General features: G+C 49.6%; 21 protein-coding genes, 1 tRNA gene and 4 pseudogenes. 14 read left to right on the top strand and 12 right to left on the bottom strand.

Going from position 1 to position 23579, the window contains the following annotated elements:
* Positions 1 to 120: 120 nt before the first annotated feature.
* Complete coding sequence (locus A9180_RS16705) at positions 121 to 1101, bottom strand: PilT/PilU family type 4a pilus ATPase (protein WP_074399608.1); 981 nt, start codon at positions 1099 to 1101, stop codon at positions 121 to 123.
* A gap of 17 nt (positions 1102 to 1118) precedes the next feature.
* Here A9180_RS16705 and yggS point away from each other — a divergent pair, with 17 nt between their 5' ends.
* The 5 genes from yggS to hemW are packed head-to-tail and all read left to right on the top strand — an operon-like array spanning position 1119 to position 4424.
* Complete coding sequence (gene yggS, locus A9180_RS16700) at positions 1119 to 1823, top strand: pyridoxal phosphate homeostasis protein (protein ID WP_064529725.1); 705 nt, start codon at positions 1119 to 1121, stop codon at positions 1821 to 1823.
* 17 nt (positions 1824 to 1840) lie between these two features.
* On the top strand, positions 1841 to 2407 hold the full coding sequence (gene yggT, locus A9180_RS16695) for an osmotic shock tolerance protein YggT (RefSeq protein ID WP_001094831.1): 567 nt from the start codon (positions 1841 to 1843) through the stop codon (positions 2405 to 2407).
* Positions 2404 to 2694 carry a DUF167 family protein YggU gene (yggU, locus tag A9180_RS16690; protein ID WP_001277222.1) on the top strand — a complete coding sequence of 97 codons (291 nt, stop codon included), beginning with the start codon at positions 2404 to 2406 and terminating at the stop codon, positions 2692 to 2694. The genes yggT and yggU overlap by 4 nt, the downstream gene beginning before the upstream one ends.
* 7 nt (positions 2695 to 2701) lie before the next feature.
* Positions 2702 to 3295 (top strand): XTP/dITP diphosphatase, encoded by a 594-nt coding sequence (locus tag A9180_RS16685; protein ID WP_064529720.1) that lies wholly within the window; start codon positions 2702 to 2704, stop codon positions 3293 to 3295.
* Positions 3288 to 4424, top strand: a complete 1137-nt coding sequence (gene hemW, locus A9180_RS16680; RefSeq protein ID WP_064529718.1) for a radical SAM family heme chaperone HemW — start codon at positions 3288 to 3290, stop codon at positions 4422 to 4424. Before A9180_RS16685 ends, hemW begins: the two co-directional genes overlap by 8 nt.
* 64 nt (positions 4425 to 4488) lie before the next feature.
* Here the strand turns inward: hemW and A9180_RS16675 are convergent.
* From A9180_RS16675 to trmB, 5 genes and pseudogenes are all read right to left on the bottom strand, one after another.
* Positions 4489 to 5496: pseudogene (locus A9180_RS16675) on the bottom strand (DUF1202 family protein).
* A 116-nt stretch (positions 5497 to 5612) separates the two neighbouring features.
* On the bottom strand, positions 5613 to 6659 hold the full coding sequence (gene ansB, locus A9180_RS16670; protein WP_000394132.1) for an L-asparaginase 2: 1047 nt from the start codon (positions 6657 to 6659) through the stop codon (positions 5613 to 5615).
* Between the two features lie 175 nt (positions 6660 to 6834).
* Positions 6835 to 7554, bottom strand: coding sequence for a DUF2884 domain-containing protein (locus A9180_RS16665; protein ID WP_064529717.1), 720 nt, complete (start codon positions 7552 to 7554; stop codon positions 6835 to 6837).
* 183 nt (positions 7555 to 7737) lie between these two features.
* Positions 7738 to 8064: a YggL family protein gene (locus tag A9180_RS16655; protein WP_064529714.1), complete on the bottom strand. Its 327-nt coding sequence runs from the start codon at positions 8062 to 8064 to the stop codon at positions 7738 to 7740.
* Entirely contained in the window at positions 8064 to 8783 is a 720-nt protein-coding gene (trmB, locus tag A9180_RS16650; protein ID WP_064529713.1) for a tRNA (guanosine(46)-N7)-methyltransferase TrmB, read from the bottom strand. Before trmB ends, A9180_RS16655 begins: the two co-directional genes overlap by 1 nt.
* Positions 8784 to 8943: 160 nt before the next feature.
* Between trmB and mutY the strand changes: the two genes are divergently transcribed.
* From mutY to nupG, 4 genes are all read left to right on the top strand, one after another.
* A complete protein-coding gene (gene mutY, locus A9180_RS16645; RefSeq protein WP_064529712.1) occupies positions 8944 to 9996 on the top strand; it encodes an A/G-specific adenine glycosylase in 1053 nt (350 codons plus the stop codon).
* 26 nt (positions 9997 to 10022) lie between these two features.
* Positions 10023 to 10298, top strand: a complete 276-nt coding sequence (locus A9180_RS16640) for an oxidative damage protection protein (RefSeq protein ID WP_000091700.1) — start codon at positions 10023 to 10025, stop codon at positions 10296 to 10298.
* Positions 10299 to 10362: 64 nt separating this feature from the next.
* Entirely contained in the window at positions 10363 to 11442 is a 1080-nt protein-coding gene (gene mltC / locus A9180_RS16635; protein WP_064529711.1) for a membrane-bound lytic murein transglycosylase MltC, read from the top strand.
* A gap of 199 nt (positions 11443 to 11641) precedes the next feature.
* Complete coding sequence (nupG, locus tag A9180_RS16630; RefSeq protein ID WP_064529710.1) at positions 11642 to 12898, top strand: nucleoside permease NupG; 1257 nt, start codon at positions 11642 to 11644, stop codon at positions 12896 to 12898.
* Between the two features lie 48 nt (positions 12899 to 12946).
* Here nupG and speC read toward each other — a convergent pair whose 3' ends face one another.
* The gene (speC, locus tag A9180_RS16625; protein ID WP_064529709.1) at positions 12947 to 15082 is read right to left on the bottom strand and encodes an ornithine decarboxylase; all 2136 of its coding nucleotides are present in this window, start codon (positions 15080 to 15082) and stop codon (positions 12947 to 12949) included.
* Between the two features lie 401 nt (positions 15083 to 15483).
* Here speC and A9180_RS16620 point away from each other — a divergent pair, with 401 nt between their 5' ends.
* Together A9180_RS16620 and A9180_RS16615 are read left to right on the top strand one after the other, a co-directional pair.
* The gene (locus tag A9180_RS16620; protein ID WP_064529708.1) at positions 15484 to 16191 is read left to right on the top strand and encodes a DUF554 domain-containing protein; all 708 of its coding nucleotides are present in this window, start codon (positions 15484 to 15486) and stop codon (positions 16189 to 16191) included.
* A gap of 105 nt (positions 16192 to 16296) precedes the next feature.
* A tRNA-Phe gene (locus A9180_RS16615) sits at positions 16297 to 16372 on the top strand.
* A 199-nt stretch (positions 16373 to 16571) separates the two neighbouring features.
* Here the strand turns inward: A9180_RS16615 and A9180_RS16610 are convergent.
* The 5 genes and pseudogenes from A9180_RS16610 to tssB all read right to left on the bottom strand — a co-directional run.
* A pseudogene (locus A9180_RS16610) lies at positions 16572 to 17678 on the bottom strand (VasL domain-containing protein); the annotation flags it as partial.
* Positions 17679 to 17783: 105 nt separating this feature from the next.
* Positions 17784 to 18023, bottom strand: a complete 240-nt coding sequence (locus A9180_RS16605; RefSeq protein ID WP_064529707.1) for a hypothetical protein — start codon at positions 18021 to 18023, stop codon at positions 17784 to 17786.
* Positions 18024 to 18032: 9 nt separating this feature from the next.
* Positions 18033 to 18494: pseudogene (locus A9180_RS16600) on the bottom strand (type VI secretion system ATPase TssH); the annotation flags it as partial.
* A pseudogene (locus A9180_RS23365) lies at positions 18491 to 18655 on the bottom strand (type VI secretion system contractile sheath large subunit); the annotation flags it as partial. The pseudogenes A9180_RS16600 and A9180_RS23365, both read right to left, overlap by 4 nt.
* Before the next feature lie 24 nt (positions 18656 to 18679).
* Positions 18680 to 19177: a type VI secretion system contractile sheath small subunit gene (gene tssB, locus A9180_RS16595; RefSeq protein WP_064529705.1), complete on the bottom strand. Its 498-nt coding sequence runs from the start codon at positions 19175 to 19177 to the stop codon at positions 18680 to 18682.
* A gap of 1131 nt (positions 19178 to 20308) precedes the next feature.
* On the opposite strand from tssB, the gene A9180_RS16585 reads away from it, so the two are divergent.
* The 3 genes from A9180_RS16585 (at position 20309) to A9180_RS16575 (ending at position 23567) form a co-directional block, all read left to right on the top strand.
* Positions 20309 to 20644: a lysozyme inhibitor LprI family protein gene (locus A9180_RS16585; protein WP_064529703.1), complete on the top strand. Its 336-nt coding sequence runs from the start codon at positions 20309 to 20311 to the stop codon at positions 20642 to 20644.
* Between the two features lie 719 nt (positions 20645 to 21363).
* Positions 21364 to 22347, top strand: a complete 984-nt coding sequence (locus tag A9180_RS16580) for an SIS domain-containing protein (protein WP_064529702.1) — start codon at positions 21364 to 21366, stop codon at positions 22345 to 22347.
* A gap of 71 nt (positions 22348 to 22418) precedes the next feature.
* On the top strand, positions 22419 to 23567 hold the full coding sequence (locus A9180_RS16575) for a capsule polysaccharide export inner-membrane protein kpsE (RefSeq protein WP_000905918.1): 1149 nt from the start codon (positions 22419 to 22421) through the stop codon (positions 23565 to 23567).
* The last annotated feature ends 12 nt before the right edge of the window (positions 23568 to 23579 follow it).

The raw sequence follows: 23579 nt of genomic DNA, 5'->3' as shown, positions 1-23579 counted from the left end.
AAGACGCGTCAGCGTCGCATCAGACATTCATTGCCGGATGCGGCGTAAATAACTACGTTTGTAGGCCTGATAAGCGTAGCGCATCTGGCATATTTACGATGCTAATCAACCACTTTAGCCTCACAAGCGCCCTTCTTTCACCCGCTGCTGATAACTCTGCTGAAAAGTTAACATCCCCACCTGCTGCCCGGTTTGAATAACGTGTGGCAACTGGTGGGTTTTCCCTTCGCGAATCAAATTCCCCACCGCTGGTGTGTTAATCAGCAATTCAAACAGCGCCACACGTCCTTGCTGTTTATCCACTTCCAGCTTTTGTGACAACACCGCCCGTAAACTACCGGCCAGTTGATTACGCACGGGATCTTTTTCCTGCGCCGGAAACGAATCTACCAGTCGCTCAATCGCTTGCGCTGCGCCGCGCGTGTGTAATGTCGCCAGCACCAGATGCCCGGTTTCTGCCGCCGTCAGCGCCAGACGTATCGTTTCGCTGTCGCGCAACTCTCCTAGCAAAATCACATCAGGATCTTCCCGCAATGCCGCGCGAAGCCCCGCTGCAAACGATATACAGTGCAAACCAATCTCCCGCTGCTGGATCAAACACCGCTGGCTGGCATAGAGATATTCGACAGGATCTTCCAGCGTCAGGATATGCGCATCGGCATGTTGATTAAGATAGCCAACCATTGCCGCCAGCGTAGTGGATTTGCCATTCCCCGTCGCTCCCGTCACCAGAATCAGGCCATTTTCACTCTTGAGTAATTCCGGCAATATCGGTGGTGCGCCAAGCTGTTCGAGTTGTGGGCAATGCGAAGGCAATAGCCGTAATGCCAGCGAAATGCCTTGCCGCTGCGCGAATGCGCTGCCACGCAACCGCTGTTTTTCGGCCAACGACACGGCAAAATCAAGCTGACCATTCTCAAGCAACATCGCCCGCTGATCGTCATCCAGCCACTCCCGTAGCAACTCTTCGACGTCCGGCGCGTCAAATGGCGCGGCCTCCATTCTCCCATGAATGCGCCATCGTGCGGGCCAGGCGCTGCACAGGTGTAGATCAGAGACGTTATGCTTTACACTAAGGGCCACAATTTCTTCCATATTCATACTAAGATCCTCGGAAAATGAACGATATTGCGCATAACCTGGCACAGGTCCGGGACAAAATCTCAACGGCTGCAACGCGTTGCGGCCGTTCTCCAGAAGAAATTACGCTGCTTGCAGTCAGCAAAACAAAGCCTGCGAGCGCCATCGCAGAAGCCATTGATGCCGGGCAGCGTCAATTTGGTGAAAACTACGTTCAGGAAGGGGTAGATAAAATTCGCCACTTTCAGGAGCAGGGCGTAACAGGATTAGAATGGCATTTTATTGGTCCGTTGCAGTCCAACAAAAGCCGCCTGGTAGCAGAGCATTTCGACTGGTGTCATACCATTGACCGCCTGCGTATCGCCACCCGCCTTAATGATCAGCGTCCGGCAGAACTTCTGCCTCTTAACGTACTGATTCAAATAAATATCAGCGATGAAAACAGTAAGTCAGGCATTCAACTGGCGGAACTGGACGAACTGGCGGCAGCGGTCGCAGAATTACCGCGTCTGCGCCTGCGTGGACTGATGGCTATCCCGGCGCCTGAGTCAGAATATGTAAGGCAGTTTGAAGTTGCACGCCAAATGGCTGTAGCATTTGCCGGACTGAAAACGCGCTACCCGCATATCGACACGCTCTCTCTGGGAATGTCGGACGATATGGAAGCCGCTATTGCGGCAGGTAGCACGATGGTTCGCATCGGCACTGCCATCTTTGGTGCACGTGATTACTCTAAAAAATAAGGAATCTTAAGAACGCCATGAATACGTTGACTTTCCTGCTTTCAACGGTCATTGAGCTGTATACCATGGTGCTGTTATTACGCATCTGGATGCAGTGGGCTCATTGTGATTTTTATAACCCTTTCTCACAGTTTGTGGTGAAAGTAACACAGCCGATTATCGGGCCACTGCGCCGCGTTATTCCGGCAATGGGGCCGATTGATAGCGCCTCACTGCTGGTCGCGTACATTTTGAGTTTTATCAAAGCCATCGTGCTGTTCAAAGTGGTGACCTTCCTGCCAATCATCTGGATTGCAGGTTTACTGATTCTGCTGAAAACCATCGGCCTGCTGATTTTCTGGGTCCTGCTGGTGATGGCGATTATGAGCTGGGTAAGCCAGGGTCGTAGCCCGATTGAATATGTGCTGATTCAACTTGCCGATCCACTGCTGCGTCCGATTCGCCGCCTGCTGCCGGCTATGGGTGGGATTGATTTCTCGCCGATGATCCTCGTTCTGCTGCTGTATGTCATTAATATGGGCGTCGCAGAAGTGCTGCAGGCGACCGGAAACATGCTGCTGCCGGGGCTGTGGATGGCGTTATGAGTGCCGTAACAGTAAACGATGATGGTCTGGTTTTACGGCTTTATATTCAGCCGAAAGCCAGCCGTGATTCTATTGTCGGTTTACATGGCGACGAAGTAAAAGTCGCCATTACCGCGCCGCCGGTTGACGGCCAGGCCAACAGCCATCTGGTAAAGTTTCTCGGCAAGCAGTTCCGGGTCGCGAAAAGCCAGGTGGTGATTGAGAAAGGCGAACTTGGCCGCCATAAACAAATTAAAATCATTAATCCGCAACAAATCCCGCCAGAAATCGCGGCGTTAATTAATTAGGTATCCTATGCAAAAAGTTGTCCTCGCAACCGGCAATGCCGGTAAAGTGCGTGAGCTGGCGTCGCTACTCAGCGACTTCGGTCTTGATATTGTGGCCCAAACAGAACTCGGCGTAGATTCAGCTGAAGAAACTGGCCTGACCTTTATCGAAAACGCGATTCTGAAAGCACGCCACGCGGCAAAAGTGACCGGTTTACCAGCAATTGCCGACGACTCTGGTCTGGCAGTTGATGTGCTTGGTGGCGCACCGGGCATTTACTCCGCGCGTTATTCCGGTGAAGACGCGACCGATCAAAAGAATCTGCAAAAACTGCTGGAAACCCTGAAAGACGTACCGGACGACCAACGTCAGGCGCGCTTCCACTGCGTGCTGGTATATATGCGCCACGCAGAAGATCCGACTCCGCTGGTGTGCCACGGCAGCTGGCCGGGCGTGATTACTCGTGAACCGGCGGGTACTGGCGGCTTTGGTTATGATCCAATCTTCTTCGTGCCTTCCGAAGGTAAAACCGCTGCCGAACTGACCCGTGAAGAAAAGAGCGCCATTTCTCACCGTGGCCGGGCGTTGAAACTGCTGCTGGACGCTTTACGTAATGGTTAAATTACCGCCGCTGAGTCTCTACATTCACATCCCATGGTGCGTGCAGAAATGTCCGTACTGCGATTTCAACTCTCACGCGTTGAAAGGGGAAGTGCCGCACGACGATTATGTTCAGCATCTGCTTTGCGATCTGGACAACGATGTGGCTTACGCCCAGGGCCGTGAAGTGCAGACAATCTTTATTGGCGGCGGTACGCCGAGCCTGCTTTCTGGCCCGGCGATGCAAACGCTGCTGGACGGCGTGCGTGCGCGTTTGCCGCTGGCAGCGGATGCAGAAATTACAATGGAAGCGAATCCTGGAACGGTAGAAGCCGATCGCTTTGTCGATTATCAGCGTGCTGGTGTGAATCGCATCTCCATTGGCGTTCAGAGTTTTAGCGAAGAAAAGCTGAAACGACTTGGGCGCATTCATGGCCCGCAAGAAGCGAAACGGGCTGCGAATCTGGCAAGCGGGCTGGGGCTGCGTAGTTTTAACCTCGATTTGATGCATGGGCTGCCAGATCAATCACTGGAAGAGGCGCTGGGCGATCTGCGCCAGGCCATTGAACTGAATCCGCCGCATCTTTCCTGGTATCAACTGACCATCGAACCCAATACGCTGTTTGGCTCGCGCCCTCCTGTACTGCCGGACGACGACGCGTTATGGGATATTTTCGAACAGGGGCATCAGCTTTTAACCGCAGCGGGCTATCAGCAGTATGAAACTTCCGCTTACGCCAAACCCGGTTATCAGTGCCAGCACAATCTCAACTACTGGCGATTTGGCGACTACATCGGTATTGGCTGCGGCGCGCATGGCAAAGTGACCTTCCCTGATGGTCGCATTCTGCGTACCACCAAAACGCGGCACCCGCGTGGTTTTATGCAGGGGCGGTATCTGGAAAGCCAGCGCGATGTTGAAACCGCAGATAAACCGTTCGAATTCTTTATGAATCGCTTCCGTTTGCTGGAACCTGCGCCGCGCGTGGAGTTTAGCCAGTATACTGGCCTTTCTGAAGAAGTTATTCGCCCACAGTTAGACGAGGCTGTCGCTCAGGGCTATATCACAGAATGTGCGGATTGCTGGCAAATAACGGAACACGGGAAGTTGTTTTTAAATTCACTGCTGGAGCTTTTTCTGGCGGAATAAAGTTGTGTAGCCGGATGCGGTGTGAACGCCGCATCCGGCTACAAGTCATGCGTCATTTCAATAATTATTTAATCACCCCATTGCGCCGCAATTGGTCGGTGTCTTTTTTCCACTGTCCGCAAGCCTGGTTGATATCGTCAATCTTCATTAATATCGTGACTTTTTTACTGTTTATTTCTGAAACTTTCATCGTTAATGGATATTGCCCTTTCTCGAGCTTTATCCAGTCATCCTGCAATTTACGGCTGAGTTTTTCTGATTGTAGAAAAGTCTGTCGCCGCTGTTCGTTGATATCAAAATCCCGTTTCTGCTGAATCGGCACTTCATAACACTCTTCACTCTGTTTATGACATGCCGCAATCGCCGGTTGATAAACCTCTCTGTCATATTTAACTGCGAACGCCTCGCTATCATTCTGTTTATTAAAATCATCCCGCTGTTGGTGTATTTTTTTAAAGGCGTCTTCGCGGGTCATTTGTTTGCCATTTACGTCTTTTCCCCAATAAGCATCTGCTGCTTTCTGCGCCGCCACCATTTGCTTATCAAGTTCTTTTACATCCTTTTCCAGCGCTGGAATCGAGTTCTTCTGGGTATTCAACGCTGACTCAAGCTGACTAAAGCGATAGTTGAAATCTTCGCTATTCACAATCAGGTACTTATTATTCGTTTTGATATCGTCGACCACCCGCCCACTATCGCTGGCTGCCGCCTGAAAAGAGTAAAAGTTCACTGTCCAGCCAGACGCGGGCGTTCCTTTACTGGTTAACATCGCAGAGAATTTTACCGGTTTATCTTTCGTCTAGGTCTGTTCCAGCAGTTCATAATCTGTCAACTGACCGACCCAGGTATAGAGATCGTCATTGGAAGAGACATCGCCTTCCGCTGACCAGGTGGCCTGATTGCCCTTTGCATCAAGATTTTTTAAGGTGATGGCATCAAGCTTGAGAATACCGTGATACTGCTTTTTGAATTGAGCTTTTAAGACATTTTCAGTTGGCGGTTCGCCATCGGCCCAGCTGTAACCTGACGTCAACACGAGCAACGCCGTGCCTACAATCCATTGCTTTTTCACCGGAACACCCTCACGCGGAATAATTAATTCCAGTGATTATCATTAGGGTAATAAAAATTGGCAATGGACGTGAGTCTGAAGTGAAAAAGCCCCGGCACGATACCGGGGCGAGGTAATTAGTACTGATTGAAGATCTGCTGGATCTGCTGCGGATCTTTGGTTTGTGTCAGAGCCAGTTGCAGCAGAACGCGCGCTTTTTGCGGGTTCAACGTGCCAGAGGCAACGAAACCGTATTTCGCATCATCCACTTCGGCATCCTGAGTGGTAGCGCCCGTCGGTACGCGGGAAGAACGCACTACTGCAGTGCCGTTTTTCGCGGCGGTTGCGAGGGTGTCAAATACGGTTTTATACAGATTGCCGTTACCCACACCGGCGCTAACGATACCGTCGTAGCCTGCATCTACCAGTGCTTTTGCCGGAAGATCGGATGCGTTGGCGTAGTTATAAACAATACCGACTTTCGGCAGTTCATTTAGCTTAGAGACATCGAACGGCGTGTCGCTGGTGTGCTTACGTGCCGGAGTACGTTGGTAGTCAATCTTACCGTTGTGAATGTATCCCAGCGGACCGTAGTTAACAGACTTAAAGGTCGCTACGTCGGTGGTATTGGTTTTGGTGACGTCACGACCATCCAGCACGGTGTCGTTCATCACCACCAGCACACCACGATTAGCAGAGGCTTTATCTGCCGCAGTTACTACCGCGTTATACAGGTTGAATGGACCATCTGCGCTCATGGAGGTGGACGGGCGCATTGCGCCAACCATCACCACCGGCTTGTCGCATTTCACGGTCAGGTCGAGGAAGTAAGCGGTTTCTTCCATCGTGTCAGTACCGTGGGTAATAACGAAGCCGTCAGTCTTATCGCAGTCGGTGTTAATTTTTTTCGCCAGTGTCAGCCAGACATTATCGTTCATGTCCTGGGAGCCGATATTAACAACCTGCTCGCCTTTAACGTTCGCAATGTCCTTCAGTTGCGGCACCGCATTGACCAGATTTTCTACGCCAACTTTACCCGCTGTGTAGTTAGATTTGGTTGCGGAGTCACCACCACCGGCAATCGTCCCGCCGGTCGCTAAAATGGTGATATTCGGTAATGCTAATGCTGCACCACTAAAACCCATAACCAGTGCGGCAAGTGCCGTCTTTTTGAAAAACTCCATTTCATTCCTCCAGTTACGTGAACGCTACGTATTATCCCTTAGCATTGCATGGGAAATTTGACGTTAAACAATTTACAACGTGAATGATTTTTGGAGTTCTATAAAGTTAGAGGCAGGTAACAAAATGAAGAATTAAGCGGCATAAAAAAGCTTTATGCCGTCTTAAACTAGAGGATTATTTCAAATTCCCGACCAGGGCTTTACGGCTGTCTTCCAGAGTCACAACACGGCTACAGACATCTTTGCCAAATTGCTGGAAATCTTTTTCCTGCTTTTTCCACTCGGTTTGGATTGAGTATTGCAGTCCCCCCAGGCTTCCCAGCACATTCTGTAACGGGTTACCGCCGCTTTTCAGCACCGCTTTCGCGCCCATTTCATTAATGCTGTCCTGCAAAATTCCGCCCATCGCCTGATTCACTAACTGCTGGCCTTCGGCGCGAACCTGATCAATGGCTTTATAGTGGAACGTCAGGCCATCGCTGCGCGTTTCGATAATGCGATTCATCTGTTCTTTCAGCTGCGCATCAAGTTTGGTCAGACGGCTGCGCATTTTGCTGCTTTCGCCCATCTCCTGAACGATAATTTTATCCAGCGCCACGCGCGCTTTCTCTACGCGGCTTTTCGCGCCTTCATCAATCCACGGCAGCGTGCTGCGCAGTTCCGCCTGATAATCCTTCGCTTGTTCGCGCTGGGCGGCGCTCAGAGAATATTGCTTGCCGTTGTACATCACATTGCCGTCTGGCGTGATCACCAGGTTGCCATTTTCGCCCTTCACCTGCACGGTTTGCGGGCTGACAATCACATCGTCACGCGGCGTAACGCTGCACTGGTAGTCGGCGTGAGCGGTCATTGCCGTCACTGAAAGTGCTGCCGCCAGCAGCATTTTGCGCATCATAGTCTTCCCTCAAGAACAAATCAGGCCAGCATTTGCTGGCCCCAGATTGATAACAAAGTGCGCGTTGTTGATGCCGGATGCGGTGTAAACACCTTATGCGGCCTACTCGATCGTGCATCTTTGTAGGCCTGATAAGCGTAGCGCATCAGGCAGTTTTGCATTTGTCATCGCCCGTATGCTTTCTTAGTCCCACCAAACGTCGAAAAGTTCGCTGGTGCGTACTTCATCCAGGTTACGCTCTTCCAGCCACTTACGCACGACAGCCTGATGTTCTTCGGTGCATTTGCCGATTTCCTGCATGCAGATCAGACCTTCCCAGGCCAGATAACCGCTGCCGTCAAAGGCCAGTTTGTTCGGTTCGATAACCTCGTTAATAAAGTCATCAACGGTTTTATCAATCTGTTCTTCCGATGTACCTTCCGGGAATCGCCATGCCACCGAAAATCCTAATTCCTGGAATTCGTCGATGTGCATTTTTTTACGCAGACGACGGCTACGGTTCTTTGCCATTATTTCACCCTCTCGAACATTAAGTCCCATACTCCGTGACCAAGACGATGACCACGTTGTTCAAATTTCGTTACCGGACGAGATGCCGGGCGCGGTACGTAATCATTGCTCTCAGACAGGTTTTTATAACCGTCAATGGAAGACATAACTTCAAGCATATGTTCCGCATAAGGTTCCCAGTCGGTCGCCATATGGAATACGCCACCCAGCTGCAGTTTGCTTTTTACCAGTTCAGCAAACGGTACCTGAACGATACGGCGTTTATTATGGCGCGCTTTGTGCCACGGGTCAGGGAAAAAGAGCTGCACCATACGCAATGAATTGTCAGGAATCATTTTATGCAGCACTTCAACCGCATCGTGACACATCACGCGCAGGTTGGTTAAGCCCTCTTCATGCGCAGAAGCCAGGCACGCACCAACGCCCGGTGAATGCACTTCAATGCCGAGGAAGTCCTGCTCGGGGCGATCTTTGGCCATTGCCACCAGCGACGCGCCCATGCCGAAACCAATCTCAAGCGTCACCGGCGCTTCACGGCCAAAAAGCGCAGGGAAATCCAGCATATCTTCGCTGAACTCAACGCCCATCACCGGCCAGTAGTTTTCCAGCGCATGTTCCTGGCCTTTGGTCAGTCGCCCCTGGCGGCGCACAAAACTACGGATACGGCGCAGCGGGCGGCCGTTTTCATCAAATTCCGGTGAGATGACGTCGTTTTTCATAAAGGTTTAGTCGCTTGTGAAAGTGGTCTGAAAACGGGCATTATCCAAAGTTAGTTGCCGGATGCAAGCATGATAAGGCCGTGGCTGCGGAAAGTTCCGGTTTACACCCCGCCGCTGCTGTGCTGCAATCTTGCCCCCAACAACAGTGAATTCGGTGACCATGCAAGCGTCGCAATTTTCAGCCCAGGTTCTGGACTGGTACGATAAATACGGGCGGAAAACGCTGCCCTGGCAAATTGACAAGACGCCCTACAAAGTATGGCTCTCAGAAGTGATGTTGCAACAAACTCAGGTTGCGACCGTAATCCCCTATTTTGAACGCTTTATGGCGCGCTTCCCGGCGGTGACCGATCTCGCCAACGCACCGCTGGACGAGGTTCTGCACTTATGGACCGGGCTTGGCTATTACGCCCGCGCGCGCAATCTGCATAAAGCGGCACAGCACGTTGCCACCTTACACGGTGGTAAATTCCCGGAAACCTTTGAGGAAGTCGCGGCGCTGCCTGGCGTCGGACGCTCCACCGCAGGCGCGATCCTCTCGCTTTCTCTGGGTAAGCACTTTCCGATTCTCGACGGTAACGTTAAACGCGTGTTAGCACGCTGCTATGCTGTAAGCGGCTGGCCAGGGAAAAAAGAGGTCGAGAATAAACTGTGGAATCTGAGCGAGCAGGTTACGCCCGCCGTCGGCGTGGAGCGGTTTAATCAGGCGATGATGGATTTGGGCGCGATGATTTGTACACGCTCGAAGCCGAAATGTTCGCTCTGCCCGCTACAAAATGGTTGTATTGCCGCCGCCAACAATAGCTGGTCGCTTTATCCGGGCAAAAAGCCGAAACAGACTCTGCCAGAGCGCACGGGCTACTTTCTGCTGTTACAGCACGAAGATGAAGTGTTGCTGGCGCAGCGTCCGCCAAGCGGATTGTGGGGTGGCTTATACTGTTTCCCGCAGTTTGCTGATGAAGAAAGTTTGCGACAATGGCTGGTGCAACGGCAGATCAATGCCGATAACCTGACGCAACTCACCGCGTTTCGGCATACCTTCAGCCATTTCCATTTAGATATTGTGCCTATGTGGCTTCCCGTGTCGTCATTCACCGGCTGCATGGATGAAGGCAATGCGCTCTGGTATAACTTAGCGCAGCCGCCGTCAGTTGGCCTGGCGGCACCCGTGGAGCGTTTGTTACAGCAGTTACGCACTGGCGCGCCGGTTTAGCGCGTGAGTCGATAAGAGGATAATTTATGAGCAGAACGATTTTTTGTACTTTCCTGCAGCGTGAAGCAGAAGGTCAGGATTTTCAGCTGTACCCCGGCGAACTGGGAAAACGCATCTATAACGAGATCTCCAAAGAAGCCTGGGCACAGTGGCAGCACAAACAAACCATGCTGATTAACGAAAAGAAACTCAACATGATGAATGCCGAGCACCGCAAGCTGCTGGAGCAGGAGATGGTCAACTTCCTGTTCGAAGGTAAAGAGGTGCATATCGAGGGCTATACGCCGGAAGATAAAAAATAAAAACAGTGCCGGAGCACGCCTCCGGCAACTTGCATAAAAACAAACACAACACGCACCCGGAATGATGAAAAAATATCTCGCGCTGGCTTTGATTGCGCCGTTGCTCATCTCCTGTTCCACGACCAAAAAAGGCGATACTTATAACGAAGCCTGGGTCAAAGATACCAACGGTTTTGATATTCTGATGGGGCAGTTTGCCCACAATATTGAGAACATTTGGGGCTTCAAAGAGGTGGTGATCGCCGGTCCTAAGGACTACGTGAAATACACCGATCAATATCAAACCCGCAGCCACATCAACTTTGATGACGGTACGATCACTATCGAAACCATCGCCGGGACAGAACCTGCTGCGCACTTGCGCCGGGCAATAATCAAAACGTTATTGATGGGGGATGATCCGAGTTCGGTCGATCTCTATTCCGACGTTGATGATATAACGATTTCGAAAGAACCTTTCCTTTACGGTCAGGTAGTGGACAACACCGGGCAGCCTATTCGCTGGGAAGGTCGTGCGAGTAACTTCGCGGATTATCTGCTGAAGAACCGTCTGAAAAGCCGCAGCAACGGGCTGCGTATCATCTACAGCGTCACCATTAATATGGTGCCGAATCACCTTGATAAACGTGCGCACAAATATCTCGGCATGGTCCGCCAGGCATCACGGAAATATGGCGTCGATGAGTCATTGATTCTGGCGATTATGCAGACCGAATCCTCCTTTAACCCGTATGCGGTCAGCCGTTCCGATGCGCTGGGATTAATGCAGGTGGTACAACATACTGCCGGGAAAGATGTGTTCCGCTCGCAGGGGAAATCCGGCACGCCGAGCCGCAGTTTCTTGTTTGATCCTGCCAGCAATATTGATACCGGCACCGCGTATCTGGCGATGCTGAACAATGTTTATCTCGGCGGAATTGATAACCCAACATCGCGGCGTTATGCCGTCATCACCGCCTATAACGGCGGCGCAGGCAGCGTGCTGCGAGTCTTTTCGAATGATAAGATTCAGGCTGCCAATATTATTAACACCATGACGCCGGGCGATGTTTATCAGACGCTGACGACCCGCCATCCGTCTGCGGAATCTCGCCGCTATCTTTATAAAGTGAACATGGCGCAAAAATCTTACCGCCGTCGATAATTTCACCTTTGCCTCTGACAATACTCCGAGGCAAAGTGTTATACACATCACAATTTTGCCCTGCAAATTGAGATTATTTGCAATTATTTGCCACGGGTAACAAAAAAACAGTCAGTGAAGTTGATAGAATCGCATCATCTTGCACGGTCAAATGTGCTTTTTAAAACACTCATCCGCATTATGATGTGAGGAAATTAACATGAATCTTAAGCTGCAGCTGAAAATCCTCTCTTTTCTGCAGTTCTGTCTGTGGGGAAGTTGGCTGACGACCCTCGGCTCATATATGTTTGTTACCCTGAAGTTCGACGGTGCTTCCATTGGCGCAGTTTATAGCTCACTGGGTATTGCTGCGGTCTTTATGCCTGCGTTGCTGGGGATTGTGGCCGACAAATGGTTAAGTGCGAAATGGGTGTATGCTATTTGTCACACCATCGGCGCAATCACCCTCTTCATGGCGGCGCAAGTCACCACGCCGGAGGCGATGTTCCTCGTTATCCTGATTAACTCGTTTGCCTATATGCCAACGCTTGGGTTAATCAACACTATCTCCTACTATCGCCTGCAAAATGCCGGGCTGGATATTGTGACTGATTTCCCACCAATCCGTATCTGGGGCACCATCGGCTTTATTATGGCGATGTGGGTGGTGAGCCTGTCTGGCTTCGAATTAAGCCACATGCAGCTGTATATTGGCGCAGCCCTTTCCGCCGTTCTGGTGCTGTTTACCTTTACGCTGCCGTATATTCCGGTTGCTAAACAGCAAGCGAATCAGAGCTGGACGACGTTGCTGGGGCTTGATGCTTTCGCGTTGTTTAAAAACAAGCGTATGGCGATTTTCTTCATCTTCTCGATGTTGCTGGGCGCGGAACTGCAGATTACCAACATGTTCGGTAATACCTTCCTGCACAGCTTCGACAAAGACCCGATGTTTGCCAGCAGCTTTATCGTGCAACATGCGTCAATCATCATGTCGATTTCGCAGATCTCTGAAACTCTGTTCATTCTGACCATCCCGTTCTTCTTAAGCCGCTATGGCATTAAGAACGTAATGATGATCAGTATTGTGGCGTGGATCCTGCGTTTTGCGCTGTTTGCTTACGGCGACCCGACTCCGTTTGGCACCGTACTGCTGGTGCTGTCGATGATTGTCTACGGCTGCGCATTCGACTTCTTCAACATCTCTGGTTCAGTGTTTGTCGAAAAAGAAGTTAGCCCGGCAATTCGCGCCAGTGCGCAGGGGATGTTCCTGATGATGACCAACGGCTTCGGCTGTATTCTCGGCGGCATCGTGAGCGGTAAAGTGGTTGAGATGTACACCCAAAACGGCATTACCGACTGGCAGACCGTATGGCTGATTTTCGCAGGTTACTCCGTGATTCTGGCCTTCGCGTTCATGGCGATGTTTAAATACAAACACGTTCGTGTCCCTGCCGGCACACAAACTGTTAGCCACTAATTACGCAAAGAAAAACGGGGCGCCAGAAGGTGCCCCGTTTTTTTATTCTTACTTCAACACATAACCGTACAACCGTTTCATTCCATCCGCATCGGTTTCGCTATAGACACCTTGTAGCTCCGGCGAAAACCCCGGCAGCAAATTCACGCCTTCTTCAAGCGCGAGGAAATAACGCTGGACCGCTCCGCCCCACATTTCTCCAGGCACCACGCAAAGCACGCCAGGTGGATACGGCAGCGCGCCTTCCGCCGCAATTCGCCCTTCGGCATCACGGATGCGCACCAACTCCACTTCACCACGAATATAGGCGTTATGCGCATCCTGGGGATTCATCACCACTGGTGGGAAACTCTGCTGGCGGAACATCGCTTTTTGCAGGTCTTTGACGCCAAAACTGACATAAAGATCATGCATCTCCTGACACAGCTGGCGCAGAGTGTAGTCGCGATAGCGCACCGGATATTTGTTATAAACACTCGGCAGCACCTCAGACAGCGGCGAGTCATCCTCAATATGCTGTTCAAACTGAGCCAGCATCGCCACCAGTTGCGCCAGCTTCTCATGACTTTCCGCCGGAGTTAATAAGAACAGAATGGAGTTGAGATCGCATTTTTCCGGCACAATGCCGTTCTCACGCAGATAATGCGCCAGAATCGTCGCCGGAACGCCAAAATCGCTATATTCGCCGGTTTCGGCATCGATTCCCGGCGTGGTCAGTAACAGCTTGCACGGATCAACAAAATACTGGTCTGCGGCATATCCCTCAAAGCCGTGCCACTTCGCCCCTGGCTCAAAGCTGAAGAAACGGCGGTCACTGGCCAACACTGATGTCGGATAATCCTGCCACAATTTGCCATCAACAACAGGTGGAATAAACGGGCGGAACAGCTTACAGCGCGCAAGAATCGCCTTCCGCGCTTCAATCCCCATATCAACACACTCTGCCCACAGCCGACGCCCGCTCTCCCCTTCATGGATTTTGGCATTCACGTCCAGCGCAGCAAACAGCGGGTAAAACGGGCTGGTTGAGGCGTGTAGCATAAAGGCATTGTTCAACCGCTTATGCGGGCAAAAACGCGCCTGCCCGCGAATATGGTTATCTTTTTTATGGATCTGCGACGTCTGCGAGAATCCCGCCTGCTGTTTATGCACCGACTGGGTAACAAAGATCCCCGGATCGTTTTGGTTAAGTTCTAACAGCAGTGGCGAGCTATCTGCCATCATCGGGATAAACTGCTCGTACCCGCCCCATGCAGAATCAAATAGAATGTAATCACACAGATGCCCAATGGTATCGATCACCTGGCGGGCGTTGTAGATAGTGCCGTCATAGGTTCCCAGCTGAATAATCGCCAGGCGGAACGGGCGCGGCAGTTCGGCTTTTTCTGGCGCAACGTCGCGAACTTGCTGGCGCAGATACTCTTCATTAAAACAGTGCGCATCAATCCCGCCGATAAAACCGAATGGGTTGCGTGAGGCTTCCAGATACACCGGCGTCGCCCCGGCCTGAATCAGCGCACCGTGATGATTCGACTTATGATTGTTACGATCGAATAGCACCAGATCGCCACGCGTTAACAGTGCATTTGTCACAACCTTATTCGCCGCCGAGGTGCCATTAAGGACAAAATAGGTTTTATCGGCATGAAAAACTTTGGCTGCGAATTTCTGCGCATCCTTCGCGGAACCTTCATGAATAAGCAAATCACCCAGTTTCACATCGGCATTACACATATCGGCGCGAAAGACATTCTCGCCAAAGAAATCGTAAAAATGACGTCCTGCAGGATGCTTTTTAAAGAACGCGCCATGTTGATGCCCTGGACAAGCGAAAGTGCTATTGCCCATCTCAACGTACTGGGTCAGTGTGTCATAAAATGGCGGCAGCAAATTCTCTTCATACTGACAGGCTGCGGATTCCAGCTCCAGCCACTGCTGCTCGTTGCCGTTGATAATCGCCGTAACACCCAAGGGTAGTTCAACAGCATCTTCGGAATACAAAAACACCGGCAGATGAAAACCGGTGCGCTTAAGTAACGCAAGAATGCCACTGCGACTATCCGCAGCGGTAATGACGACTGCCGCGACGTCCGTAAAATCAGTATCTTCCAGCGCCACCACGCGGCGATGGGTAGAAAGTCGGGAAACCAGTTCACCACTGGCGGCAATACTCATTGATTTCATAAGCGCAAAACCCGTTTCGGGGAAATAAAAATACCGGGCAAGGTGGAAAACCCTGCCCCATGAGATGTGGGTCAAACTGGTCACCAGCTCCGACCGCCAGACATCAGTAAAAGCAGAAACGCTCTGATTTTACTGTTGTCCTGCAGTGAGCGTGCGTTAACGTCACCGCATAAAAAGCAGCGTCGCAGAACAGGAGACATTTCGCGCGAAACGGCGATAAGCGAAAGGATGTAAGGAGGCGGCGTGCATCAGGCAAACTCCGTACAGGAAGGAGAAAATTCGCGCAATCATTGCACCTTTCACCAGCGTGTGCAAGCCAGGACTTTGCGACCAGACAAGCCACCTGACGGCGAATACGTTCATAATAGAGAAATCTGATAATACAGTTAACAGGAACTCTTGTGGTCATCGGTCCTTTTATCAACGCAAGTGCAGTACTCATTGGCGGCGTACTTGGCGCTCTACTTAGCCAACGCTTACCGGAGCGGATCCGCGTCTCGATGACGTCCATTTTTGGGCTGGCATCGCTGGGAATTGGTATTTTACTGGTGGTGAAATGCGCCAACCTTCCCGTCATGGTATTAGCAACACTGCTGGGGGCCTTGGTTGGCGAGTTGTGTTTGCTGGAGAAGGGAATCAATAACGCAGTGAGCCGAGCGCAAAGTCTGTTTCGCTCCTCACATAAAAACACAGCGCATGAATCGTTTATTCAGAATTTTGTGGCGATCATTGTTCTGTTCTGCGCCAGCGGTACGGGTATTTTCGGCGCGATGAACGAAGGAATGACGGGCGATCCGAGTATTTTAATCGCCAAGTCGTTTCTCGATTTCTTTACTGCAATGATTTTCGCCTGCTCGCTTGGCATTGCGGTATCGGTAATAAGCATCCCGTTATTGATCATCCAGTTAGCCCTCGCCAGTTGCGCCACACTGATACTCCCCATGACCACACCGTCGATGATGGCGGACTTCAGCGCCGTCGGGGGATTACTGTTGTTAGCAACCGGCTTGCGTATCTGCGGCATCAAAATGTTTCCGGTGGTCAACATGCTACCCGCTCTGCTACTGGCAATGCCTCTTTCCGCCGCCTGGAGCGCCTGGTTTGCCTGACAATATGTGCAATAGCGGCAAAGTGATGATAGATTGTGCAGTCTGCAGTAAATTGAAGAAATTTGATTGACGAGACGAGGCGAATCAGGTTTAATGCGCCCCGTTGCCCGGATAGCTCAGTCGGTAGAGCAGGGGATTGAAAATCCCCGTGTCCTTGGTTCGATTCCGAGTCCGGGCACCAAATTTATAAGGCCTCGCTGCAAAGCGGGGCTTTTTCTTTTTCTGCCTGTAGTAGATTTCTTTTAGTTCCCCCGATCAGATGATGTTGTACACGGCATTCCTTGCGCATCAGATTGCTCAATGATTATTACGAGCGTTCATAGTGATATTCAGTCAGCCGCCAATCCCGGAAGGCATGGTTATTCCGATAAAGGGCAAAGTCACTCATAAACATTCGCGCCTTTTATCTTCAAAGCATTCTGTCTAATGTCGGCATATCTGGTGATGAGCTGTTTCAGGTGCATCTCTGCCTCAGCCCCTGCGGCAGGAGGAAGCGGTTGTCCTGCCGACGACTGTTCCAGTATCCGCAGCTGCTCTTCAGCCGGAATGGATTGATTAAAAAACTGCATCGTTGAAAACACCACTGACTTCAGCTCACTGACCGTCATGTATTTCCCCTTATGCTCATCCAGCCCGTTCAGTCGTTCACTCAGTTTCTGTAGAGTAACCATTCCCTGATGCCAGCCATTCAAATTTCCTGTTGGCAATGCAGCAATATTAAATTGTTGCTGCCACTGCTGTATCAGGGGCTTTGCGCGCTCCGGCCATATCGCCTGGGCCTGTTCGACAAGCTGCCTTTCCCGGGTTATGAGCCAGTCCGGCGGTAGCTTGTCCAGAAACGTAAGCTGCTGCAGTGTTTGCGTAATTAAAGTTTGTGGCAACGGAGATTGCTGACGCAATAGATCCAATTGTTCAGGCGTGAGTACTGCGGGTAACGGTGCCAGAGAGGCAGTAAACTGGGTTTGTAACGGGTCCAGGCGATGAAAAAACTGCCAGGCCCATACCGTTGCTGCACCTATCACCAGCATGGTACACATCCCGCCGACAAAAGATTTCCATTTTTTTACTGGCGCAGGTATTGCCGGCAGTACCTCCACGTTCGGCTGCGTAACATATACCCACTGCACTGCACTGTCTGGCGCCCGGATATCTTCAAACGAACGACCAGTATGGGAAGCTGTTGTTATACCCACGTCATTCATGACCGGATCATGCGAAACGATACCCGACTGAATTGTCGCCCCTGTGCAGATTGTGTCATCGCTGTTCTCCAGCCTGACAGCGTTGTTATGCATCAGGGTACGCAATGTATCCAGCTGACTAAGATGTCTGAGCTCCAGGCGCTGTAAAACCATCCCCAAACGGGTAAGCAGCTGCTCTGCTCGATACAGTTGGCTAAGGTCGCTGTATTTCAGCGGGAGTGAGCGCATCCGTTGTTGCAAACGCAGGCTCAGATTACTGAGGATCTCAATCCTAATATGGACAGGCTAACGGCTGCAGCCAATTGCTCCACTGCGCCACACGTTCACGGCTAGCATCAAGGCGTGTTGTCGGCTCTGTCTGACAAGCGCTAACCAGGGCATTTAACGTGCTCATAAATTAACCTCAGCTGCATCACTGTTTGTGCTGGCGACCGGGTCTGTCACTGCCACTTTCGCCGTGCTGAAGATGGAATCTGGCAGACGGAAGTTTCGCAGTTTCAACAACGCTTTACCGCTGAATGTCTCCACATCCAGCAATGCACCGCAGGACGGAATGTCCAGACGGTAGCGGTTCAGCCCGCCTTCAGTTAATGCAGACAACGCGTTCTTCAGCGTATCTGTCAGACTCATAAGGTTCCTTCAGTCATATTTAAACTCCAGCACAATCCCTTCTTCATCATTCCAGCAGAGCACCAGGGAGTGTGGTTTCTTTTTCGCCGCCATATGAACCAGCAATTGCTGACTCAGCATCGGCAGAATTTGTTGGTTGAGTAGGCTGTCAACATTACGCGCCCCGGTGTCCGGTAGCAGGCAGGCAGCGGTCAGCGCGTCGAACAGGCTTTCATCAATCTGCGTAGTCAGACCATAGTGACGATGTAAGCGCTTGCTGACCTGGGAGAGTTTCATCTCCACAATTGTGTGCATCGCTGCTTCCACCAGCGGACGGTAAATCACGGTCTGGAAACGGGCGAGCAGCGCAGGCTGGAAGTGGTCGCGCAGTATCGGGCGCAGCAGTTCGTGCAGGTCGGCCTCGGTGGCTTCCGGCTGTTCGTTCAGCAACTGCATCAGGTGGTCGCTACCGAGGTTGGATGTCATCAGGACATCGCCTGTGCATCCTGCCAGATATCCAGTGCACTCAACTCTGATACTGGACTCAGATTAATTTTTTCCAACAGGGACGCATAAACTCCACTTGCCACAGGACGTTCAAGGACCACACTCTCGCCACCAGTGGCATTCTCATTATTTACAGACATCAACATATTCCTTATTAATCCGTTAAATCGTTATGGCTGTTTTGGTGCCAGGGCTGAGAGTTCGGCTCTGAGTTCTGCGCTTAATGCCGGGTCCAGCAGAATATTTTCCAGTTCTTTGCGGAAAGCCTGGTTATCCAGAAGATTTGCTTTTAAATCACGAAGTAAATTACGCATGGAAAGCATGGCCTTCAGCTGCGGTATTTGCCGGGAGACTTGTTCCGGGGAGAAATCCTTTATACTGCGGAATGTCAGGTTGATGCTGTCTTCGCTATCGTCATCAGCAAGTGTATTTTTAACGATAAGATTTACTTTTGGTGAATAATCAAAAAGGACTGCATCAAAGTTATTTTTGTTAAGATTAACCTTTTTACGCTCTGATAATGGCGCGGATTCCTGACCATTACTGAAATCACCCGTAATAAGTAACTTAAGGGGTAATTCCATTTTTTTGCTTGCGCCCCCTGTATGCAAATCTAATTTTAGATTAATACGGGCCTTCGGGATCTCCCGCTGGAAGCTGTCACTCATATTTCCCTCACGTAATTCAGTTAAAGTCAAATTAACAACAATATTTCCCTAACCGAATACCAGGCTAATATTAAGTTCAAAAAAAACAATACAGATCAATAAATTGAATTTAAAAAACAGTAAGAAAGCTATCAAACAACAAGAACAATCCCATACATATCAACTAATTAAAAACGCATTTATATATGTTCTTAATTATATTTTCATTACGTAACTAAATTATTTTTATACCCTAATCCAGATTGTACAAAGTGCGAAATGCCTATTTATTAGATAACAACGCTCCTCATGATACTCATGCAGCAGCCCTGAATGTTTTTGCGATGTAATATCAAAGTAATTCGTTTGTATATAAAATCCATCACTATAGTAAACCGTGAATATTCACCGTTCTCTGGCATTTCCTCTTTTCGCCCCCCAGCTCAAAGTCAAACCAGTTTCTATTAGGTTAAAGACCGTAGAAAGAAAGTTTATTTATTAGTACTTTTATTTCAGGAAATCGGAATTTTACATTTTTTGCATCCGCAAACTGCTTCAGGAATACTTTGATTACGCATAAACATTGACGCAGCGCAGCATATTATTTATTTTCACCACATATATTCAAATAGACATTGTAATTGCACAGTAAAAGTAGGTACTTATGCGTAATGGAGTATTTCGGATTAGTAAGTATTTGGTTGTTATTACTGCGATATCCTGTATGTATACCGGATTTGCATTTGCAACGAACGTCGCATTGAATTCTGTCCAGGTAGAACATCTGAATAGTGTTATCAATCGTGAGGTAAAAGGGAAGAATGACCGTAATTTTGTCGATACCAACTGGACTGAAGCTCAACGCGTAGCCGAATTTATTTGCCGACCGCTCGCCCTAAAAGAGCTGCAGAAGCAGTACCCCGACGTAGATAAGGTTATTTTCGATCAGGGAAAACATAATATGCAGAGGCTGCTTTCACCTGCACTACTGACAGGCAATGGCCAGTACCGTAGGGGTATTAACTGGACGACGTTTCACTTCGAATGTGAACTGTCAGTAAAAACCGGGGAAGCAACAGGATTCAGGTTGACGAGAAACAGAGTCCTGACCATGGCTCCAGGGCCAGTTTTTCGATCTGAAGGAGTCAGCCAGTGAAAAATATACTTACGGCATTTCTCATCATTACGTTGCCTGTTTTCTCTGTCACGGCAGCCAGTTTTGACTATCGCCAGTCCCGCAGTGCGGATGAAAAAGCGATTTGTGCATCGCGTACCCTGAATGACATGGATGTGGAGATGAGCGTTAAATACAAATTCCTCCATGGACTTTACGCAATGGGTGCCGCCGGGGAACTAAAAGAATCACAGGCACAGTGGCTGGCTGAACGACGCCATTGTGGCAGTGACAAACCCTGCCTGAGAGAAATATACAGAAAGCGCTTAACAACCTTGAACCATCTTTATGACGCGATTAACAAACCACTCTGAATCTAAAGTGGCCTCGTTGGTTGTCGGAAGTGCCTTAATGTGAGGCACTTCCTTACCAGTGCGCGCAGCTATTGGTTAACGCGTGATAATCCCCGCCATTATTTTTTAATTTAAAAATAGTTTCCATAGAAAATATACGCAGTGATAAATGTGACCTGGATTTAAAAACATATTTATCGCCATAAATAGTCAAGCGCAAAACTATCATATTGATCAATATTCACCGCAAGAATTTTATTATTTTCTTCTGCTTTACCAGGGGATTGTCAACATGTTTATTATGTCCAACTTAAATAGTTAATCACTAAATATCATCGCCATTACTGACGTGTTTTATTTATTGATAACAGTGACATACGTTCTTTTTTTTACAAGCAAACAATCAATCGCTAAATTGTTTTTCGACTCAATAGTTAATCGCGAAACATTTTAAGGATTGATAAAAATCCTAAATTCCTTGTTCATAATGTAGGGGTGTGTTAAATAGGTGGGCAAAATTTGGTTCCCCCTTCTCGCCTGTAATATTGCAGCATCTTCGCACTTCCACGAGACATTGCGACTTAATAAGAAGGTGATAAGCCCTACATAAGCGCATGGGCTGACCATGGTTTTATATTCATTAAAAGACTTCGTTATAACTAATTGATTTAATATCAATAATTTATTGTGGGTTCGGGTTTGTTGTGACTATGGCATTATTTCCGAGCAAAGGAGTTGATATGTCTGAAAGACATTTACCTGATGACCAGAGCAGTACTATCGATCCATATTTAATTACTTCGATTTGCCAGACTCTGGCAGAACAAGGTGCCGCATTACAAAACTTGTCCAAACAGTTGGATTCCGCTCAGTACCAGCGTGCTCTTGAATTGATCATTAATTGTAAAGGACACGTTATTCTTTCGGGGATGGGTAAATCCGGGCATGTTGGTCGAAAAATGTCTGCCACGCTGGCCTCTACAGGTACGCCGAGTTTCTTTATTCATCCCGCAGAAGCTTTCCATGGCGATCTGGGCATGATTACGCCCTACGATCTTCTGATCCTTATTTCCGCCAGCGGTGAAACAGATGAAATCCTCAAGCTTGTCCCGTCACTGAAGAATTTCGGCAACCGGATTATCGCCATTACCAATAATGGGAATTCTACCCTGGCGAAAAATGCTGATGCCGTGCTGGAACTTCACATGGCGAATGAAACCTGCCCGAATAATCTTGCACCAACAACGTCGACCACGCTGACCATGGCGATCGGCGATGCATTGGCGATTGCCATGATCCACCAACGCAAATTTATGCCGAATGATTTTGCGCGCTATCACCCGGGCGGTTCATTAGGTCGTCGCCTGCTGACCCGCGTTGCGGATGTCATGCAGCATGATGTCCCTTCGGTTCACCTGGAGGCGCCATTTAAAACCGTGATTCAACGTATCACCAGCGGTTGCCAGGGAATGGTGATGGTAGAAGACGCAGAAGGCGAACTGGCGGGCATTATCACCGACGGTGACCTGCGTCGCTTTATGGAAAAAGAGGATTCTCTGACATCCGCCACGGCGGCGCAGATGATGACGCGTGAACCGCTGACGTTGCCAGAAGACACCATGATCATCGAAGCGGAAGAAAAGATGCAAAAACACCGCGTCTCGACGTTATTGGTGACCAACAAGGCGAACAAAGTCACTGGCCTTGTGCGCATTTTCGACTAATTAAGCAACAGGGCGCGAGAGTTAACTCTCTCATTGAATTTGCGCCCCACTGAAACTCTGATAATCGTTACATGTTGATAAAAGTGAAGTCTGCCGTATCCTGGATGCGTGCTCGTTTGTCTGCCATCTCCCTGGCAGATATCCAAAAACACCTGGCGAAAATCATCATTCTGGCACCGATGGCAGTGCTGCTGATCTATCTGGCTATCTTCAGCCAGCCTCGCTATATGAGCGAATCGAAAGTTGCCATTAAACGCTCAGATGATTTAAACAGCGGCAGCTTAAATTTTGGTCTGCTGTTGGGTGCCTCTAACCCCAGTTCCGCAGAAGATGCGCTGTATCTGAAAGAGTACATCAACTCTCCAGATATGCTGGCGGCGTTAGATAAGCAACTGAATTTTCGCGAAGCGTTTAGCCACAGCGGGCTCGATTTTCTTAATCATCTTAGCAAGGATGAAACTGCAGAAGGTTTCCTGAAGTACTACAAGGACCGTATCAACGTTTCGTATGACGATAAAACCGGATTGCTGAATATTCAGACGCAGGGCTTTAGCCCGGAGTTTGCGCTTAAGTTTAACCAGACCGTGCTGAAAGAGTCAGAGCGCTTCATCAATGAGATGTCACATCGCATTGCGCGTGACCAGCTTGCCTTTGCAGAAAGCGAGATGGAAAAAGCACGCCAGCGTCTGGATGCCAGCAAAGCGGAGCTGCTCTCTTATCAGGATAGCAACAACGTCCTGGATCCACAGGCACAGGCAGAGGCGGCGAGCACGTTAGTCAATACGCTGATGGGTCAGAAGATCCAGATGGAAGCAGACCTGCGTAACTTACTGACGTATCTGCGTGAAGACGCGCCACAAGTGGTAAGTGCGCGTAATGCGATTCAGTCATTGCAGGCACAAATCGACGAAGAAAAAAGCAAAATCACGGCGCCACAAGGTGACAAATTAAACCGTATGGCGGTGGATTTTGAAGAAATCAAATCAAAAGTAGAGTTCAACAGCGAACTCTACAAACTGACCCTGACCTCCATTGAAAAGACCCGTGTAGAAGCGGCTCGTAAGCTCAAGGTGCTGTCTGTGATCAGTTCGCCACAGTTGCCGCAGGAATCATCTTTTCCAAACATCCCTTATTTGATCGCCTGTTGGTTACTGGTGTGCTGCCTGCTGTTCGGCACCCTGAAACTGTTGCTGGCTGTTATTGAAGATCACCGAGATTAACGCTGTCGCTGA

The sequence above is a fragment of the Escherichia sp. B1147 genome, from assembly GCF_001660175.1.
In the GTDB taxonomy this organism is placed as follows: Bacteria; Pseudomonadota; Gammaproteobacteria; order Enterobacterales; family Enterobacteriaceae; genus Escherichia; species Escherichia whittamii.
This window is presented reverse-complemented; position numbering and strand designations above follow the sequence as displayed.